Source organism: Erythrobacter sp. SG61-1L, assembly GCF_001305965.1.
GTDB lineage: Bacteria > Pseudomonadota > Alphaproteobacteria > Sphingomonadales > Sphingomonadaceae > Andeanibacterium.
In genome coordinates this window covers 2,894,215-2,912,378 of sequence record NZ_JXQC01000003.1, presented here as the reverse complement: position 1 = coordinate 2,912,378, position 18,164 = coordinate 2,894,215, and the positions used below count along the sequence as shown (strand labels likewise).

Genomic DNA, 18,164 nt, shown 5'->3' with positions numbered 1-18,164 from the left:
GGAGAGGCAAACCATGGCGAAGGAACACGTCAAAAGCTGGAAAGTGGGCGACGTCACCGTCAGCCGGATCGTGGAAGTGTGGGACTTTCGCGATAACATCAACATGACCATGCCCGATGCGACGCCCGAGGAAGTGATCGCGCTGGAATGGCTGCACCCGCATTACGCCACGCCCGAAGGGAAGCAGCGAATGAACTTCCAGGGCTTTGTGGTGCAGACCCCGACGAAGACCATCGTGGTGGACAGCTGCATCGGCGCCGGGCGCGACCGGCAGTTCGATGTGTTCACCAACCTGCCCGAAGGCTTCATGCAGGATCTGGAAAGCCTCGGCGTGGACCGGCACGACGTGGACATCGTGATGTGCACGCACCTGCATTTCGACCATGTCGGCTGGAACACCTACAAGGACCCGGAAACGGGCGAGTTCCGGCCGACCTTCCCCAATGCCCGTTATCTGTTCGGCAAGACCGAGTTCGAGGCATGGAAGGATATTCGCAATGATGGCATCCACCATCCCGGCCACATGATCGAATGCGTCGATCCCATCGTGGCGGCAGGCATGGCGGATTTCATCGATGCCGATCACCGCATCTGCGAGGAGCTCTATTGCGAGCCCAGCCACGGCCATACGCCCGGCCATGTGCATGTCTGCATCGAATCGAATGGCGAGCGGGCCGTCATCACCGGCGACCTGATGCACCACCCGATGCAATGCGCCATGCCGCAGCGCGACGCGACCTTCGACATGGACAAGGACGCCGGGCGCGCCAGCCGCGTGCGCTTTGCCGAGAAATATACCGATAGCGGCGTGCTGATCATCGGCGCGCATTTCGCCGATCCCACCGCCGGGCATTTCACCACCGACGCCAAGGGCGAGCGCTGGTTCAAGGGACTGGGGCTGTAAGATGGCGCGCGCAATCCCCGATTACCCGCTGGACATCTTCACTCCCGACGCCGTGCGCAATGCGCGCGAGGTGGACGATGCCCTGCGCGAATTCGCCCCTGCCGTGCGGCTGCATGACGGGGTGGTGATGATCGCCCGGCACGAGCATGTGACGAAGGGCCTGCTGGACTGGCAGACCTTTTCCTCCACATCGCGGCCATGGCACGATCCCAATTCGCCCCGGCCGGAAATCCTGCTGACCGACGATCCGCCACGCCACACGCAGGTGCGCAAGGTGGTGGCCGATGCCCTTTCCCCTCGCGCGCTGGAACGGGTGAAGGCGATCTTCGAGGCCGCCGCACAGGATTTCGTCGACGAGCTTCGCGCAAGGGAAGGCGAAGTGGTGGACGCCGTGGGCGACATCACTCAGGCCTATATCTTCCGCGTCCTGCCTGACATTCTGGGCCTGCCACAGGAAGGGCGGCACCATATGCACGGCTTTTCCCAGATGGTCTGGGCCACGATGGGCCCGCCGGGAGAATTGTTCGACGAGGCGATGGATCAGGATTTTTCCGGCGTGATCGAATGGTTGGAAACCACCTGCGAGCGCGATGCGATCGACCCGGAAGGAATCGGGGCGGAATTCTTCCGCGCCGCCGACAGAGGCCAGGTCACTTTGGGCGAAGCCAAGCTGCTGTTGCAGACCGTGTTGAGCGCGGGGGCGGATACCACCTATCTCACCATGGCCAATGCCATCCGCGCATGGGCGATGTTCCCCGGTGAATATGCGAAGCTGCGCGCCGATCCCAGATTACTGCGCAATGCCTTCGATGAAAGCCTGCGCTGGGACAGCCCCAGCCGCATGGCCGGGCGCATCGCAGTGAAGGATGTGGAAGTGGATGACATCCTCATTCCCGCCGGTACGCGCTGCGGGCTGATGTTCGCCGCCGCCAATCGCGATCCGCGCTTCTGGGATGCCCCGGAAGAATATCGGATCGAGCGGGACAACAAACATTCGCTCGGCTGGGGTTACGGCGTTCATGGCTGCGTGGGCCGCGTGCTGGCACAGATGGAAGCACAGGCGCTTCTCGGCACTATAATCAGCGAGGTGGAAGGCTTCGAACTGGCCGGACCTTACGAACCCTGGATGACGACCGTCGGCCATGGCCCGATCCGCCAGCCCGTGCGGCTGAAGTTTGCGTGAAGCATCATTCGTCATTGCGAGGAGCCGAAGGCGACGCGGCAATCCAGGGCGTCCCGCATTGGGCACTGGATTGCTTCCGGGCTTCGCCCCTCGCAATGACGAAGAGTGACGAACAGGGTATGATCGCCCCATGAGCGCCCCCGTCACCCGCATCGACGCGATCCTTTATGCGCGGCACGAGCGTGTGGCGGCAGCCAACTTCACGCAGCCGGTGGACGATCACGATCTGCCCATGCCGCTCGACTATTATGTCTGGGCAATCCACCGCGAGGGCCATCCGCCGGTAATCGTCGATACCGGCTTTGGTGAGGCGGCGGCGATGGCGCGGGGGCGCACATTGATCCGCCCGGTGGCTGAAGGGCTACGCGATGCGGGGATCGACCATCTGCTGGTGGAGCATGTGATCCTCACTCACCTGCATTACGATCATGCCGGGTCTCTGGGCGCCTTTCCCAATGCCCATTTCCACGTGCAGGATGCCGAACTGGCCTTCGCCACCAGCCGCGCCATGTGCAATCACGATATTCGCGCGCCTTTCGATGGGGAGCCGGTCGCCCAGCTGGTGCGCAAGCTCTATGCCGACAGGGTGGTGTTCCATGCCGGAGACAGCGAATTCGCCCCCGGCATTTCGCTGCGCCTGTGCCCCGGCCACACGGCCGGGCTGATGGTGGTTTGCTGCGAAACTGCGCGCGGCACAGTGGTGCTAGCCAGCGATGCGGCGCATCTTTACGCCAATATCGCGCGCAAGCTGCCCTTCCCGATCTTCATCGACGAGCCGCAATATCGCGCCGCGCAGGCTCGCGCGCTGGAGCTTGCGGGCGGGTCGCTCGATCATCTTATCCCCGGCCACGATCCGCTGGTGCTGGCCTGTTTCCCTTCGGAAAACGGCATCGCCCGCGTGGATCTGCCCCCGCACAAACCCGTTTCGGAGTATCTATGAGCATTGTCGGTTTCATCGGCCTTGGCCGCATGGGCGCCAATATGGCGGCCAATCTTATCGGCCATGTCGACCAGTTGCTCGTACATGACGTTTCGCCCGATGCCGTCGCCGCAATGGTGGCGCAGGGCGCGCAGGCGGCCGGTTCGGCCAAGGCACTGGGCGATGAATGCGACATCGTGTTCGCCAGCCTGCCCACCCCGCCCATCGTGCGCGAAGCGATCCTCGGCCCCGGCGGCGTGGCTGAAGGCAGCCGCGTGAAGATAGTCTGCGACCTTTCCACTTCGGGCCCGCGTCTGGCGCAGGATCTGCACGCCGCGCTTTCCGCCAGGGGCATCGCCAGCATCGACGCGCCGGTTTCCGGCGGGATCAAGGGCGCGAAAGACGGCACTTTGGCCATCATGGCAGGCGGGCCGCAGGCGGAATACGATCAGGTTCTTCCACTGCTGCAACGCATGGGCAAGCCCTTCTACATGGGCGAGACGCCCGGCGCCGGGCAGGTGATGAAGCTGGTCAATAATCTGCTGGGCGCAGTGGCCATCGGCGTCACTTCCGAAGGCATGGCCATGGGTATCAAGGCCGGGCTGGACCCGGCCCGCATGATCGAGGTGCTGAACAGCGGCACCGGCATCAATTCCGCCACGCGCGACAAATGGCCCCGCTCCGTCCTGCCGCGCACTTTCGATTTCGGCTTCGCCGCCGCGCTGAGCCTCAAGGACACCAACCTGCTACTGGACGAGGCGGAGGCCATGGGCGTTCCGCTGCAACTGGGGCAGGTGGTGCGCAGCTATCTGGAACGCGTGCTGGCCGACTATGGCCCGGACGCGGATTTTACTGCCATGGCCAAGGTGGTGGAAAGTGATGCCGGTCTGGACCCGGAACGAGGTGCCTGAGGCCCCGATTCGCACGCCGCTTGCCAAGCGCCCAAAGGCTCCATAACCTCCCCCTCAACGGCCCGATACGAGGCCCGCCGCGAATCTCGCGGCATTGGGAGTTTGGATGCCATGTCGCTGCTCGAGCAACTGAGCACGGCAGAGGTCGACCCGTGCGACCGCCTGCCCTTCTGGAACGACATAGCCCGCATGGTCGCCCCGATCCGGGTCGAGCCTCTGGGCGAAGCGCCTTTCGAGGCCCGGCTCTATCGCCGCAAGCTGCGCGAGTGCGAATTGCTGTCACCCTGTTCCAGCCCCGCGCGCATCTACAGCGCGCCCGACCATGAAAGCGCCGGGGTGCTGAACATCCAGGTGCAACACCGTGGCCGCAGCACCAACCATACGGGCGGCCGCACTGCCGTGCTGGAGGAAGGGGACTTCGTTCTTTACGACCCTTCCAAGCCGCTCTGGCTCAATTTCGAGGAATATACCCAAGCCATCGTAGTGCGCTTGCCGCTGGCGACAGTGGAAGAACGCATGCCCCATCTGCGCAGTCAGGCAGGCATTCCAGTAAGCGGCACGCGCGGCGCGGGTGCGCTGTTCTCCCGCTTCATGCGTAATGCCTGGGAAGAGCTGGAGCATGACGGCAGCGGCGAATGGGTGGACGCGCTGGGCGATGCGATCTGGCCGCTGCTGGACATGGCCTATGCCTCTGCCCGCCCGGCCGTGGAACCCAACCGCCGTGACGAGCGCCGCCGCGCCCTGTTCGAAGCTGTGGAAGTGGACCTGACCGATCCCGACCTGGACGTCCACCGCCTCGCCCGCCGCATGGGAGTTTCCGCGCGCTATGTGCAGATGCTGTTCGCCGAAATGGGCACTACTCCGCGCGCCTTCATCCAGAACCGCCGCTTAGAACTCGCCGCCCGCCGCCTGGAACGCGAAGGCGGCGATGTGACGGTGACCGACGTAGCCTACGACGTCGGCTTCAACGACCTCTCCAGCTTCTGCCGCGCCTTCCGCCGCCGCTTCGAGATGAGCCCGAGGAACTATCGTGCAGGCGGGCGGGGGTAAGGACTTCTCCCGATCGCCACACCGCCTTTCGCGACACTAGAATTGCTGGACAGTTTCAACTGGGACGAAGCCGCGCGCGGAAGATGAAGCACCTGTTAGAAAGAATATTCTCTCTTTCCGGCCGTCTGACGGTCGGCGAATGGTTGTTGGCCATGCTTCTTCTGACCTGCACGTTCAACACTGCAGCGTTTCTGCTTTCAAAGGGTTTTGACTGGAACACTGGAATCAAGATCAGACTTGCTGCGGACGGGTTGAGCGGACTCGCATCCCTGTTTCTCATCACCAAACGCCTGCACGATCACAATCTGTCTGGCTGGTGGACGATATTCGGCCTGCCCGTCGTCGCTCTGGATATCTACAAAGCTTGGTCGGTGACGCAACTGAACCCAATGGTACTCAGCGGGGGCGACCCCTGGTGGTACACGCCTGCGACATTGGCATGCCTGCCCCTTACTATCGCAATACTCACGATCGCTCTTGTCCCTGGGAAAGCAGAAGATAACCGCTTTGGGCTGAGCCCCCGCGCCACAAGGGAACAGCAACAGGCGTCGTCGTTCGCCGACTAGTCCGTTGCGCAAGGAGGGGGCAGATGCAGTTCAAATGCCCGACTCCGCACGCACATCTGGAAAACCTCCCTCACCCCCTTGGGCCAGCGGGCGCCTGCCGCTAGCTCAGGCGCGTGGATTCGAACATCGTCATAGGTGAGGACGAAACGGGCCAGCCGGTCCGGATCGACCTTGAAGAATTGCTGGCCACCCGCCTGCTCGTTCAGGGCAACAGCGGGTCCGGCAAGTCGCACCTGTTGCGACGCCTGCTGGAAGAGAGCGCCGGCATGGTGCAGCAGGTGGTGGTGGACCCTGAGGGGGATTTCGTCTCGCTGGCCGACCATTTCGGCCATGTGGTGATCGACGGCGCGGCCCATTCCATTGCCGAAATCGAGGCACTGGCCGCCCGCGTGCGGCAACACCGTGCTTCGGTGGTGCTGGCGCTGGAAGGGCTGGACGTGGAACAGCAGATCCGCTGCTCCGCCCATTTCATCACTGCCCTGTTCGACGCCCCTCGCGAACACTGGTTCCCTGCTTTGGTGGTAGTGGACGAAGCGCAGATGTTCGCCCCCGCCGTGGCGGGCGAGATCAGCGAGGATACGCGCCGCATCACCCTGAATGCCATGACCAACCTGATGTGCCGCGGCCGCAAGCGCGGGCTGGCCGGGATCGTGGCCACGCAGCGCCTTGCCAAACTGGCCAAGAATGTCGCTGCCGAAGCCTCCAACTTCCTGATGGGGCGCACCTTCCTCGATATCGACATGCTGCGCGCGGCGGACTTGCTGGGCATGGAGCGCCGGCAGGCCGAACGTATCCGCGACCTTGAGCGTGGGCGCTTCCTCGGCCTCGGCCCGGCGATCTGCCGCCGCCCCAGTGCGGTGAAGGTCGGCCCGGTTAAATCCGGCCCCAAACAGACGACCAGCAAGCTCGCCCCGCTGCCAACTGCCCCGGCAGAGGAAATGCAGGCCTTGCTCCATGCCGAACTGGCCGCCGTGATGGAAAGCCAGGCCGAAGCCAAGCGCGCCGCACCTCCTCCGCCGGCCTTCACGGCCGAGCAGCTGTCCGAGCAGATCACCCGTTTCGAAGCCGATCCCGTGGCAAGCGACGAGGATGGGGCGGAACCTTCTTCCGCAGCGCCGGGCGCCGCCGCGCAAGTGGTGGAAGATATCATGCGCGCCATGGCGAGCGACCCGCGCGCTGCCTTCCAGCCTTCCGCTGCGCTCTATCAGACCTTCCTGCTCCATTGCCGCAAGCGGCAGGCCAGCGCCGCCACGCCCGACATGGCCGGCTTCCGCCGCATGTTCGCCATCGCGCTCGCCCGGCTGGACGGGCTGGAGCCCCATGTGCGCCAGCACATCCTGGAAATGGGCAGCACCCTGGATGACGATGTGCTCGCGCCCTTTCTCACTATTGCGCGCCATGCCGCCGAAGGGATCGAGGAACCGGATGACGAGGAACTCTCCCGCGTTTACGGCACCAGCTCGCCCGGCCGCACGCGCCGCCTGCTCGAACATCTGGAAAGGAAGGGCCTGATCGTGGTCCGCCACGATTTCGGAGGCGGGCGCACGCTGATCGTGCCCGGTCTGGACGCGGTGCTGAGCGAGTAATCTCCGTCATTGCGAGGACTGGCGGTCCGAAGCAATCAAGGGCCCGCCGCGTTGCGCTCTGGATTGCTTCGCTACGCTCGCAATGACTAACCCGCCGATGAAATGCCTGTCGGTTCGCTTCAGATGTCGTTGCGGATCGTCGCCAGCGCGCCGCCGTCGATTTCCCACTTCGCACCGTTGACGTAGCTGGCCTCGTCCGAGAGCAGGAAGCTGACGACATTGCCCACTTCGGCGGGCTGGCCCACGCGGTTGAGCGTGGCGACTTCGCCCAGCTTGCGCATACCGGCGGCCACATCGTCGAACATCTGCTCCAGCATGCCCACCAGCAACGGGGTTTCGATCACGCCGGGCATCACGCAGTTCACGCGCACACCCTTTTGCGCCACTTCGCTGGCCGCCGTGCGGGTGAGGCCCACCGCGCCATGCTTGGCCGCATTATAGGCGCAGGCGCCCGCAAGGCCGCGTTCTGAACCGATGGAGGCGGTGTTCACCACCGCGCCCGCACCGCGCTTCACCATGTCCGGCAGCACGTAACGCAGGCCCAGGAACATGCCGCGCAGATTTACGTGCAGTACCCGGTCGAACTCGGCGACCTCATATTCGTGCGTGGGGGCAAGATGCCCTTCGATCCCGGCATTGTTGAAGAAGCCGTCCACCCGGCCCATGGCCTTCAGCGCGGCCTCCGCGTAACCGATCACCTGCTGCTCATCGGCGCAATCGGCGTGATGGCCGAACACTGTGTGGCCCGCATCGCTGAGCGCCTTCACCCGTTCTTCCAGCTTTGCCGCATCGATATCCACCAGCATCACCAGTGCCCCTTCGCGGGCGAGGATTTCGCAGGTGGCATAGCCGATGGCACCGGCCGCGCCGGTGACGAGCATGGTCTTGCCTTCGTGGCGCTTGGTCATAACATTCTCTCCGGGTTCGTTTTCGTCATTGCGAGCGACCGAAGGTCGCGCGGCAATCCAGGGCACGGCGCACAACCGCCCTGGATTGCTTCGTCGCTCCGCGCCTCGCGATGACGAGGCGGCTCATTTGGACCTGCGGAATGGCATGGTGAGGAGAAACAGGATCAGCCTGGGCGTCAGCAGCTTGAAGGCAGCGCGCGCCTGTTCGGGGGTGAGCGTGGCGCTCATCGGCATGGTGCCGAAGACCTTGCCCTTCAGCACGAGATCGTTGCCCTTCCGCTCTATGGCGGAAACCTGCATCAGCTCGCTCTTGTCTGCGGAATAGATCTTCACGAGACGCGGATCCCGTCGAAATCGATGCCGAGGTCTTCGGCCATTACCTGCGCCGTGGCGCGCCCGGCGCCGAACACGCCGCCGCCTGGATGCTGGAACGGACCGACCAGATAGAGGCCTTCCACGCCCGGCACGCGATATTGGCCCAGCTCCGGCGTGGGCCGGTGGGAGCCGGACTGATAGGTGGTGGTGGCGATGCCGTGCAGATCGCCGCGGAAGAAGCTGGGGCTGGTCCGCTCCATATCCACCGGGCTGTCACAATGATAATCGAGCACCACGTCGGGCACGTTCTCGATGAAATCGCCCATGCGGCGGATCATCTTCTCGGCGAATTCGCCCTTGGCCTCATCCCAGTTACGGCCATCCTTGCGCGTGTAGGGAACATAGTCCCACGCATGGAAGATCGCCTTGCCCTCGGGCGCGCGGCTGGGATCGTGCTGGGTCAGCTGGCCGACGCCCACCAGCGGCGTGGGTGAGAAATTGCCATAGCGCAGCTCGTCAAACGCGCGGCGCATATCCTCATACCTGGCGGGCATCAGCTCATACATCACGGCAGAGATGTCGCCACCCTCGCTGTTTTTGGCCTTGAACTTCATCGGCGCATCCAGCGCGGCATGAACCGTGAAGCAGGCCGCATCAGTGATATGTGTGCGCTTCGCATTCTTCGCGACATGGGCGGGCAGGGCCGCGACCAGATCGGGCAGGATGTGCGGATGGATTGCGCCGATGATCCCATCCTTCGCGGAAAGGCGCGAGCCATCGTCCAGCACCACGCCGGTGGCGCGCGTGCCGTCGGTCACGATCTCGCGCACCTGCGAATTGTTCAGCACCTTTCCGCCGTGATCCTCGATACAGGCGATCAGTGCGGCAGTGAGACTGCCCGATCCGCCCACCGGCACGCCGAAACCGAACTTCTCAAGGAAGCCAAGGAACACATAGGCACCGATGCCGGTGGCCTTCTCGTCCGGGCTGACGAGGTTTTCGCCCGCTACGCGGCCGAAATGGGCCTTCACCTTATCATGCTCGAACAGCTCTTCCATCAGGTCGAAAGTGCTGACGGCCATGGTGCGCATGATCTCGCGCCCCTCGGCGCTCTGGTCCATCATCGCCGTCTGCGCGCCCAGCGGCATGGGCGGGGAATAGAGCCCCGCCTGGATCATCGGCAGCCATTGGGCGGCCTGGCGCGACATCTCGAGGAAAGTCTCCGCATCCTTGTGGGAGAACTTGCGGATCGCTTCGGCCGATTTCGCCGGATCGCGATGCAGTGGCAAGGTAGCGCCATCTTCCCACACGCTCATCATCGGCACGTCGGGGAAGACGTAGCGCAGGCCGTATTTCGACTTCAGCCCCAGATCGTCATTCAGCAGCAGCGGATTGCCCTGGATGAAGATATGGCTCATCGAATGCTGATCGTGCCGGAAGCCGGGCCGCGTCAGTTCGCGCGTCACCACGCCGCCGCCGAACCAGTCATTGCGTTCCAGCACCAGCACCTTCTTGCCAGCCACTGCCAGATAGGCTGCGGCGACCAGGCCGTTATGGCCCGAACCGATGGCAATGATGTCTGCGTCGCTCATTCAATCATCCTCAATCCCGCGGCCGTTGGGGCAGTCAGAGCATGGCCGACACGATCATGTCGGACAGCTTCTGGAAGCGTTCGATATTGGCCGTTTGCGTCATCACCCCGGCGCTGGTTGCGGCGAAGCTGACGTCCAGCTCCGGATCGACCCAGAACAAAGTGCTGCCCGCGCCGTAATTGCCGTAAGTCTGCGGCGAAGTGAGCGTGCCCAGCTGGTGGTTCACGATGGCCGTACCGCGCACGTTGAAGCCCAGCCCCATATAGGCAGGCGCGACCTGCCAGCCGGCGCGCAGATGGGCGGCCTTGTACAGTTCGTTCGGCATCTCGCCCGTATGCACTTGCCGCGCCACCGCGATCATGCGGGGGGAGAGGATGCGTACGCCGTCCAGTTCCCCGCCCCGGCGGAGCATCTCGGCAAAGCGATAGAGATCGCCGGAAGTCGACGCACAGCCGACATGCGGGGATTCGGTCGCCGGGTCTTCGAACAGGGCGTGGTCGCCTTCGATATTGCGGGACAGATGCTTGATCGGCACCGTGCCGCGCATATCCGGGCGGACGTGCCGGTCCTTCAGGTCGGCCCGAAGCCCCATGGAGGTGCTGTCCATCTTCAGCGGAGCAAACAGGTCTTCATAGAGCAGCGTCTGATAATCGCGCCCCTTGGGGTCCGTGCGGACGAGCGCCATGCCCATCAGCACATGATTGACCAGCGGCGAATAGTCGCAGCGGCTGCCTGGCTCTACCGCGCCATGCACGGCCTCGATTGTCGCCTCGTAGAGTTCCGACAAACGGTCGAGATACATGCCCGGCTTGGGCGTCCACACGCCGGGCATGCCAGCCGTGTGGGTTAGCAGATGATAGAAAGTGGCTTCCTCGCGAGGCTTGCCGGTGAATTCCGGCAGCACGTCGCGCACCTTGGTGGTCAGCGCGAAACGGCCTTCCTCGATTGCCTTGAGGATCAGGATGTTGGTGAAGGCCTTGGTGGTGGAGAAGATGGAGAAGACATTATCCAGCCGCAAGGGCCGTTCGCCCGCTGCGTCCTGCGCGCCCAGCGCTTCCTCGAACAGTTTCTCCCCGCCGCGCCCGACGGTGAGCACCAGCCCATAATAATCCCCGCGCGCAATATCCGCGAGGATGACCTCGCGCAGTGTGTCGAGCCGTTCCTGCCAGACTTTTGCCATAACTAACTCCGTCCGTCCTGAGCCTGTCGAAGGGCCGTTTTTTCTTTTTCGGCGTGCTGCCCAGGGAAAGAGCGGCCCTTCGACAAGCTCGGGGCAAACGGAAGGAGGAGGATTTCTCTCATCCCCTCACCCCGCCGCGATGATGCCGCCATCGATGGCCAGCATTGCCCCATTCACGAAATCCGCCTCGTCGGAGAGGATGAAGGCCGCCGCTCGGGCCACATCCTCCGGCGTACCGTTGCGGCGCAGGGGGATGTTGTTGGCCCGCTGGGCATATTGTTCGGGGGTGACGAAGCCATCCGTCGCCGGGGTCGGCACGCTGCCCGGCGCGATGGCGTTCACCCGGATGCCGCGCGGGCCCAATTCGCCCGCCAGCACCTTGGTCAGCCCGGCGATCCCGGCCTTGATGGTGGTATAGGCCCCGGTATTCGGCCGCCCGCGATAGGCAACGGGTGACGAGTAATTGAGGATGTTTCCGCTCGCTTCCTCATCCCGATAGGCGAGGAAGGCCTGCACGCCCCAAAACACCGATTTCAGCCCGGCGGACAGCATCAGCTCGAGCGTTTCCTCGGTCACGTCCTCGATCGGTTCGTAGACCAGCACGGAAGCATTGTTGATCACCGCGCGCAGCGGCCCGGCATCGTAGCGAAAGGCTTCCGCCACGCCGAAGAACTGCGCCCGCTGGCCCAGGTCCCCGCCATAGGCGTGTGCTGCGCCCCCGGCGGCGCGGATTTCATCCACCACCTTGTGAGCGGAAGCCTGGTTGATATCCGCCACGCCCACAATGGCGCCTTCGGCGGCAAGATGCTTCGCGATCCCTTCGCCAAGGCCGCGCCCGGCGCCGGAAATAAGGATGGGACGGCCTGCGAACTTCATCGCTCAGTCCATCCCGAACAGCTTGGCGGTATAATGGCTGTCCATATATTCCCGCATCGCGTCGATCTTGCCGTTCGAGATTTCGAACACCCAGCAATAGTCATTGTCATAGACCTTGCCGTCCATCGTGGTGCCCGTGGAATTGGATTCCACGCAGACCCAGCCATCTCTTGAGAACATGGCATGGACATGGACCTTGGGATCGCCCGGATGGAACATGCCGCGCACCGGGGCGAGGAACTTGTCGATGATGTCCATCCCCACATGGCGCCCGGCCCCGGCGATGCCCTTCACTTTCGGTTCCCACACGGACTGGTCGTGATAGAAGCCGCGCAGCTTCTCCAGATCGCCCGAGGACAGCACTTCGAAGAAATCGAGCACCAGCTGCTCGTCGGCATTGGCTGCGGTCACGCTCATTTCACTCTCCCTTTCCAACGCCGCGAGCCTGCTCGGTAGGTGGCGGGATCACCGGCATCGCGCCGCCCTGATGCAGCGCGACCTGGCCGTAGCGGCTGGCGAATTTCCACCCTTCGGGCGTCTTCACGTAATGATCCTCGAACCCGCCGACATAGAGCCCGCCCGCTTCCTGCGGCGGCTCCACCGATTTGTGGCTGGAGAGCATGGCGAGGTAGTTGGTGCCCTTGGCCTCCGTCTCCGAAATCACTTCCACCAGCACATTGGTGACGATGTGGCGGACAAGGATCGGTGGCCGGTCGCGGAAGATCGCCTGCACCCGATCCCGCCCGTAAAACGGGAAGTCCGGCTGGAACGGGCGAGCGAAGATGCAATCCTCAGTGAACAGGGCCGCAAGCGCCTCGTGATCGCCATTGTCGGCATAGCTCGCGAAGAGCAGCGGCAATTTGCCGCATTCCGCCTCGATCCGCAGGCGTTTCCGGTCCTTCACGATGCCTGTTCCGCTTCGATTTCGGCAAAAGCCTCATTGGCGATGCGGAAGCTGTCCACCGTGGCCGGGATGCCGGCATAGATGCCCACCTGCAGCAGCACTTCGCGGATCTCCTCTTTGGAGAGACCGTTATTGAGCGCGCCGCGAATATGGGCCTTCAGCTCGTGGCCGCGATTGAGCACGGAGATCATCGCGAGATTGATCAGCGAACGGTCGCGGCGCGGCAGGCCTTCCCGCCCCCAGGTCCAGCCCCAGCAATAGGTGGTCACCAGTTCCTGCAGCGGATCGTTGAACGGCCCGCTCTTCGACAGTGCCCGGTCGACATAGGCATCGCCCAGCACCTCGCGGCGGATTTGCATGCCCTTGTCGAAAAGTTCCTTGTCCATCTGATCCTGTCCTTTCTCAGCCGATCGCCGCGTAGACCGCGTCGATCAGGCGCCTTGCACGCGGGCCATTGTCGCCCACGCTGTGCATCTGGTTGCAGCAATAGGAGAAGCCGAACTTCGCATCCGGATCGCCGAAGCCGATCGAACCGCCCAGGCCATGATGGCCGAAACTGCGCGGATTGGGGCCCATATAGACCGCCTCTGGCGTGTTCAGCAGAACGCCCAGCGCCTGATGATAGGGCCGGTCCTGCAACAGTTCGATCTGGTTGTGCTGCTCGACGAGCATCGCCTCCAGCGCTTCCGTCGACAGCAGGCTGACCCCGCCGACCTCGCCCACGGCGGCGCCATAGATGCGCGCCACGCCGCGCGGATTGCCATGGCCGGAACCGCTGGCGATCTCGCAGGTGCGCCAGATCGGCGAATTCATCGTGGTATGCCACGGCTCGCTGGGGTTCTGCAGGAAGGCGAAGCTGCGCAGGGTGGCCCCGTCCTGCCAGCCTTCCGGCGTGCTGGGCTTGGGCGGCACGGTCTGGTCCTTGGCCGCGAACAGCCGCGCCTTGGTGTTGGGCAGCACTTCGGCGACGTGGGACTGTTCTTCGTCGCTCATCCCTCCGATGCAATATTCGGCATGGAGCGGCCCGGTGACATTCTGGCGCAGGAAGGGGCCGACGGTCATGCCCGTGACTCGGCGCATGATTTCGCCCAGCAGGAAGCCCTGATTATGCACGTGATAGGCCGCGCGGGTGCCCGGCTGCCACAGTGGCTCCTGCACTTCCAGCGCGCGGATATAGGCCGGGTAATCGAAGAACCCGCCCGGATACATCGTGTCGGTGGTCAGCACGGGGATCGCCGCGCGGTGATCGAGGCACCAGCGCACCAGAATATCCTCTTTGCCGTTCTGCGCGAATTCAGGCCAGTAATGGGCGACCGGCTTGTCGATATCCACCAGCCCCCGGTCCACCAGCATGTTGAAGGCAATGCCGGTCACGCCCTTGGCCACGCTCATCATGCAGACGGTGGAATGCTCGCCCCATTCCTGAGAGCGATCCTCGCGCGCCCAGCCGCCCCACAGGTCGACCACTGTCTCGCCATCGCGCACCACGCTGGTGGCAGCGCCGAGTTCTTCCTCGACCCGGAAATTCTCGATGAAGGCTTCGGCCACTCCGCTGAATTCGGAATTGTAACGGCCGCGCAGGCGATAGGTGCCGCCACGCGCTTCGATGGTTTCGTCTAACTGGGCCTGCGCCACTGGCATTCCTCTCCTCTTCCCGCACCAAGTCCTAGGCCGCGCCCGTCGCCACCGCTTGAACCGGGGCGAAAATCTCTTGGCAGCGCGCGAAGCCCTCTGGCAGGTGCAGTGGGGGAGAGAGATGCATGTACGATTATGACGTGATTATCGTGGGCGGCGGCCCCACCGGTTTCGTCACTGCGCTGGGCCTTGCGCAGGCCGGGGTGAAGGTCTGCGTGGTGGAGCAGGAAGAAGCCATCATCGATAGCCCGCGCGCGGCCGTCTACCACTGGTCGGTGCTCGACGGGCTGGAGCGGCTGGGCATACGCGAGGAAGCGGAACAGGTCGGCTTTCCCAAGCAGGACTATCTCTGGCTGGTGAAGAAGACGGGCGAGAAAATCCGCTACGATCTCTCCGTGCTCGCCGGGCACACCGCCTTTCCCTACAACATCCATCTGGGGCAGGATCGGCTGGCCGCCATCGCGCGGGACCGGCTGGAGGCACTGCCCAATGCCGAAATCCGCTTCGCCACCGGCATGATCACCCTGGCGCAGGATGCCGATGGCGTGCGCGTGGCAGTGGAAGGTCCGGAAGGCGTGGAATACCTTTCCTGCGCCTATGTCGTCGGGGCGGACGGGGCAGGCAGCCTTGTGCGCAAGACGCTGAACCTGGGCTTTGAAGGCATGACCTGGCCGGAGCGGTTCGTGGCCACCAATGTCTATCACGACTTCGAAAGCGCGAATTACGGCCTCACCACCATGGTGATTGACGAGGAATGGGGCGCGGTGATCGTGAAGATCGACGAGGAAGGGCTGTGGCGCTGCACCTATATGGAGGACGCCGCCTTGCCGGAGCGGGATTATTTGCAGCGCCTGAACGGAGCCTACGGGCACCTGCTGGTGGGAGAAGGGGGCTACAAGCTGGACCGGGCCGCCCCCTACAAGATGCATCAGCGCGCGGCGGACAGCTTCCGCAAGGGCCGGGTGGTATTGGCGGGCGATGCCGCTCACGTCACTAACCCCACAGGCGGTTATGGCCTGACCACCGGCCTGTTCGATGCCTATGCCCTGTGGCCCACGCTGGCCGCCATCGTGCTTGATGGAGCCGACCCGGCGCTGCTGGATATTTATGCGGAAGACCGGCGCCGCGTGTTCCTTGAACGCACATCGCCCCGCGCGGTGGCGAACAAGCAGCTTGTCTTCCACGCCTGTGGCGGGGGTGCTGCGCTGGAGGCTGCACTGGGCGGATTGCGCGCCATGAGCAGCGATGCCGATGCCCGCCTGAACGGCCTGTGGTTCGTCAAGACGCTGGAGACACCTTCACCCGTGGAGGCGTGATCCCCGTCATTCCATATAGGAAATGGTCCGCAATTCGATGCTCTGGCGCGGCGCGGCATCATGGGGCGTATCGGGCGCGTCGAAGGCGCTGTGTGCCGTGAACTGCACTGCATCGGGATCGCTGTCATACAGCTTGAAGGCCAGCACTTCCCATGGCTGCATATGCGGCACCCAGTACCATTTCTGGCCCGGCGCCCATGCCAGGTTGAAGCCCCATAGCGAACGGCGGTTGAAGTCCCCCAGCCCGCCCACGACTTCGCTGGGGAACATGTCCTCCCGCTTCACCGTGCTGGCATCGCACAGGGCAAAAGGCGCGCTTTCGACCATGGTGATAGGGCGCCAGACATTGATCAGCATGTAACGGCCGGAAAGCCGCCGGTCGGCCTCGTCCTTCGGCAGCAGATCATAAGTGAAGTCCCGCACCGTGCGGTCGCCATAATCCACATGGGCGCCATAGGCGGGCATGTTGTGGCCGTGGGTTCCGCCCGCATTGGTGCGCACCACCGGGCCGAAGCTGATCGTCCTGGCCGCACCGGTCAGCCGCCGCACCAGCGCCTCCGTCTCGCGGCAATAGTGGGCAAGCGCGTCCTTGTCCGTGAAGTCCGTAACAGCGGTCGGCTCGTCCAGCAGGACGAAGCCGTTGCGATCGAAGCCCAGATCGCTTGTGTAGGGCCGCATATCGTGGATCGTCACCCGATGTTCTTCCACCGGCCAGTAGCTTTTCTCCCGCACGCCGGGATGGAAAGTCGCCTTCTCTCCGCGCACGACATAGTTCATCGTCGCTTCCACATCGCAGGTGATCTGTTCGGCTTCGCTCACGGTCAACCTCTCCTTCGCCCGGTGAACTTGGCGCGCCATGCTGCGCAGCATAGCTTGCCCGGAAGCCCGCAACATAGCGGCAGGGTGAGGGGGAAGTCTTGGTGGCAAGCGAAACGCCGGTTTCCGTTTCCGATCCGCGCGAAGTGCTGGGCAACCGGCCCATGCAACTGCCGCAATATGCGGTGATCGGCCTGTGCGTGCTGATCAACATGATCGACGGATACGATATTCTCGCCCTTGCCCAGGCAGGTTCCGCCCTGAAGCGCGAATGGGGTATGGGCGATGCGGCGCTGGGCACTCTGCTGTCCATGAACCTTGTCGGCATGGCCATTGGCGCGCTGGGCGTATCGCCTGTGGCGGACCAATGGGGGCGGCGCCCGGCAATCCTTTCCTGCCTGATCTTCATGAGCATGGGCATGGCGATTTCCGCCATGTCGCACGGCTTCTATTCCATGGCGGCAGGCCGCATCGTCACCGGCATCGGCATTGGCGGGATGACCAGCACGGCGGGCATGCTGGCGCTGGAATATGCCAGCTTCAAACGCCGCGAATTCGCATCGAGCTGCGTGGCCGCGGCCTATCCGGTGGGCACGATCCTGGGTGCGATGGTGGCGGTGGCTGTGCTGGGTTCCTATGGCTGGCGCGGCATCTTCTGGGTCGGTTCGGCCCTGTCCGCGCTGCTGTTTCCCGTTGCCTTCCTGTGGCTCGCTGAATCGCTGGATTACCTGCTCTCGCGCCAGCCGAGAAACGCCGTCGCCCGCACCAACAGGATGCTGCGCCGCATGGCCATTCCCGAGATTGCCGAATTGCCGCCCAAGCCGGAAGGCGCGCGCAGCGCGGTGCTGGCGGAGATCGTCCAGCCCTTCCATGCGAAGGAACTGGCAAAGCTGTTCCTGGCCCATGCGCTGAACATGTTCGCCTGGTATTTCATCATCAACTGGGGGCCGCCACTGGTGGCACAGGCCAATGCGTCCGACACGTTGGGCGCGCAATATTCGGCCTGGGTTTCCTATGGCGGGATCGTGGGCGGGATGACCACCGGATTCCTGTGCGGCACCATCGGGGTAAAGCGCATGATGTGGTTCACCATGCTGAGCCTTGCCGCGCTGATCGCCCTGTTTGGCCAGTTCACCGGCAGCCAGCAGGCCCTGTGGCTGATCGCCCCGCTGGTGGGCGCCATGCTGTTCGGTTCGGCCACGGCCAACTGGCTGACCATCGCCTATGCCTTCCCGCCGCAATTGCGCGCCACGGGGCTGGGCTTTGCCACCACGGCCGGGCGGGTCGGATCGATCTTCGGGCCGATCATGGGCGGATGGCTGCTGGGCGAAGGGCTGGCCGTGGGCGCAGTCTGCGCCGCCATGGCCGTGCCCGCCGTGCTTTCCGCCCTCACCTTCAGCCGCGCCCGGCGGATGGAGCCGGGGCGGTAAGGCCTCGTCATTGCGAGGGGCAAGGCCCCGAAGCAATCCAAGGCCCAGTGTAACTGCCCTGGATTGCTTCGCT

The 18,164-nt window shown here is 63.9% G+C and carries 19 protein-coding genes; 9 read left to right on the top strand and 10 right to left on the bottom strand.

All coding sequences use genetic code 11. The features are described from left to right. The first annotated feature begins 13 nt into the window (after window positions 1-13). From SZ64_RS14325 to SZ64_RS14295, 7 genes are all read left to right on the top strand, one after another. Window positions 14-904 carry an MBL fold metallo-hydrolase gene (locus SZ64_RS14325; RefSeq protein ID WP_054531445.1) on the top strand — a complete coding sequence of 297 codons (891 nt, stop codon included), beginning with the start codon at window positions 14-16 and terminating at the stop codon, window positions 902-904. A gap of 1 nt (window position 905) precedes the next feature. Next, on the top strand, window positions 906-2,087 hold the full coding sequence (locus tag SZ64_RS14320; protein ID WP_054531444.1) for a cytochrome P450: 1,182 nt from the start codon (window positions 906-908) through the stop codon (window positions 2,085-2,087). Window positions 2,088-2,217: 130 nt separating this feature from the next. Continuing rightward, window positions 2,218-3,027 (top strand): N-acyl homoserine lactonase family protein, encoded by an 810-nt coding sequence (locus SZ64_RS14315; protein ID WP_054531443.1) that lies wholly within the window; start codon window positions 2,218-2,220, stop codon window positions 3,025-3,027. Then, window positions 3,024-3,917, top strand: a complete 894-nt coding sequence (locus SZ64_RS14310; protein ID WP_054531442.1) for an NAD(P)-dependent oxidoreductase — start codon at window positions 3,024-3,026, stop codon at window positions 3,915-3,917. The genes SZ64_RS14315 and SZ64_RS14310 overlap by 4 nt, the downstream gene beginning before the upstream one ends. 111 nt (window positions 3,918-4,028) lie before the next feature. After that, window positions 4,029-4,967, top strand: a complete 939-nt coding sequence (locus SZ64_RS14305; protein ID WP_156313649.1) for an AraC family transcriptional regulator — start codon at window positions 4,029-4,031, stop codon at window positions 4,965-4,967. A gap of 83 nt (window positions 4,968-5,050) precedes the next feature. After that, on the top strand, window positions 5,051-5,533 hold the full coding sequence (locus SZ64_RS14300) for a DUF805 domain-containing protein (protein WP_054531440.1): 483 nt from the start codon (window positions 5,051-5,053) through the stop codon (window positions 5,531-5,533). A gap of 113 nt (window positions 5,534-5,646) precedes the next feature. Further along, window positions 5,647-7,119 (top strand): ATP-binding protein, encoded by a 1,473-nt coding sequence (locus SZ64_RS14295; RefSeq protein ID WP_054531439.1) that lies wholly within the window; start codon window positions 5,647-5,649, stop codon window positions 7,117-7,119. A 119-nt stretch (window positions 7,120-7,238) separates the two neighbouring features. On the opposite strand, the gene SZ64_RS14290 is transcribed toward SZ64_RS14295, so the two are convergent. The 9 genes from SZ64_RS14290 to SZ64_RS14250 form a co-directional block, all read right to left on the bottom strand. After that, complete coding sequence (locus SZ64_RS14290) at window positions 7,239-8,027, bottom strand: SDR family NAD(P)-dependent oxidoreductase (RefSeq protein WP_054531438.1); 789 nt, start codon at window positions 8,025-8,027, stop codon at window positions 7,239-7,241. A gap of 123 nt (window positions 8,028-8,150) precedes the next feature. Beyond that, a complete protein-coding gene (locus tag SZ64_RS14285) occupies window positions 8,151-8,360 on the bottom strand; it encodes a hypothetical protein (RefSeq protein WP_082384602.1) in 210 nt (69 codons plus the stop codon). Continuing rightward, window positions 8,357-9,934 (bottom strand): NAD(P)/FAD-dependent oxidoreductase, encoded by a 1,578-nt coding sequence (locus SZ64_RS14280; RefSeq protein ID WP_054531437.1) that lies wholly within the window; start codon window positions 9,932-9,934, stop codon window positions 8,357-8,359. Before SZ64_RS14280 ends, SZ64_RS14285 begins: the two co-directional genes overlap by 4 nt. Before the next feature lie 34 nt (window positions 9,935-9,968). Continuing rightward, window positions 9,969-11,114, bottom strand: a complete 1,146-nt coding sequence (locus SZ64_RS14275; RefSeq protein WP_054531436.1) for a serine hydrolase domain-containing protein — start codon at window positions 11,112-11,114, stop codon at window positions 9,969-9,971. Between the two features lie 126 nt (window positions 11,115-11,240). Next, window positions 11,241-11,990: an SDR family oxidoreductase gene (locus SZ64_RS14270; RefSeq protein WP_054531435.1), complete on the bottom strand. Its 750-nt coding sequence runs from the start codon at window positions 11,988-11,990 to the stop codon at window positions 11,241-11,243. A 3-nt stretch (window positions 11,991-11,993) separates the two neighbouring features. Then, window positions 11,994-12,407: a nuclear transport factor 2 family protein gene (locus SZ64_RS14265; RefSeq protein WP_054531434.1), complete on the bottom strand. Its 414-nt coding sequence runs from the start codon at window positions 12,405-12,407 to the stop codon at window positions 11,994-11,996. A 1-nt stretch (window position 12,408) separates the two neighbouring features. Beyond that, a complete protein-coding gene (locus SZ64_RS14260; protein ID WP_054531433.1) occupies window positions 12,409-12,894 on the bottom strand; it encodes a nuclear transport factor 2 family protein in 486 nt (161 codons plus the stop codon). Then, entirely contained in the window at window positions 12,891-13,280 is a 390-nt protein-coding gene (locus tag SZ64_RS14255; RefSeq protein WP_054531432.1) for a carboxymuconolactone decarboxylase family protein, read from the bottom strand. The genes SZ64_RS14260 and SZ64_RS14255 overlap by 4 nt, the downstream gene beginning before the upstream one ends. 16 nt (window positions 13,281-13,296) lie before the next feature. Beyond that, window positions 13,297-14,535 carry a serine hydrolase domain-containing protein gene (locus tag SZ64_RS14250; protein ID WP_054531431.1) on the bottom strand — a complete coding sequence of 413 codons (1,239 nt, stop codon included), beginning with the start codon at window positions 14,533-14,535 and terminating at the stop codon, window positions 13,297-13,299. 119 nt (window positions 14,536-14,654) lie between these two features. Between SZ64_RS14250 and SZ64_RS14245 the strand changes: the two genes are divergently transcribed. Next, a complete protein-coding gene (locus tag SZ64_RS14245) occupies window positions 14,655-15,845 on the top strand; it encodes an FAD-dependent monooxygenase (protein ID WP_054531430.1) in 1,191 nt (396 codons plus the stop codon). 6 nt (window positions 15,846-15,851) lie between these two features. On the opposite strand, the gene SZ64_RS14240 is transcribed toward SZ64_RS14245, so the two are convergent. After that, complete coding sequence (locus tag SZ64_RS14240; protein ID WP_156313648.1) at window positions 15,852-16,664, bottom strand: CmcJ/NvfI family oxidoreductase; 813 nt, start codon at window positions 16,662-16,664, stop codon at window positions 15,852-15,854. Window positions 16,665-16,765: 101 nt separating this feature from the next. Here SZ64_RS14240 and SZ64_RS14235 point away from each other — a divergent pair, with 101 nt between their 5' ends. Continuing rightward, the gene (locus SZ64_RS14235; protein ID WP_156313647.1) at window positions 16,766-18,091 is read left to right on the top strand and encodes an MFS transporter; all 1,326 of its coding nucleotides are present in this window, start codon (window positions 16,766-16,768) and stop codon (window positions 18,089-18,091) included. Window positions 18,092-18,164: the final 73 nt, after the last annotated feature.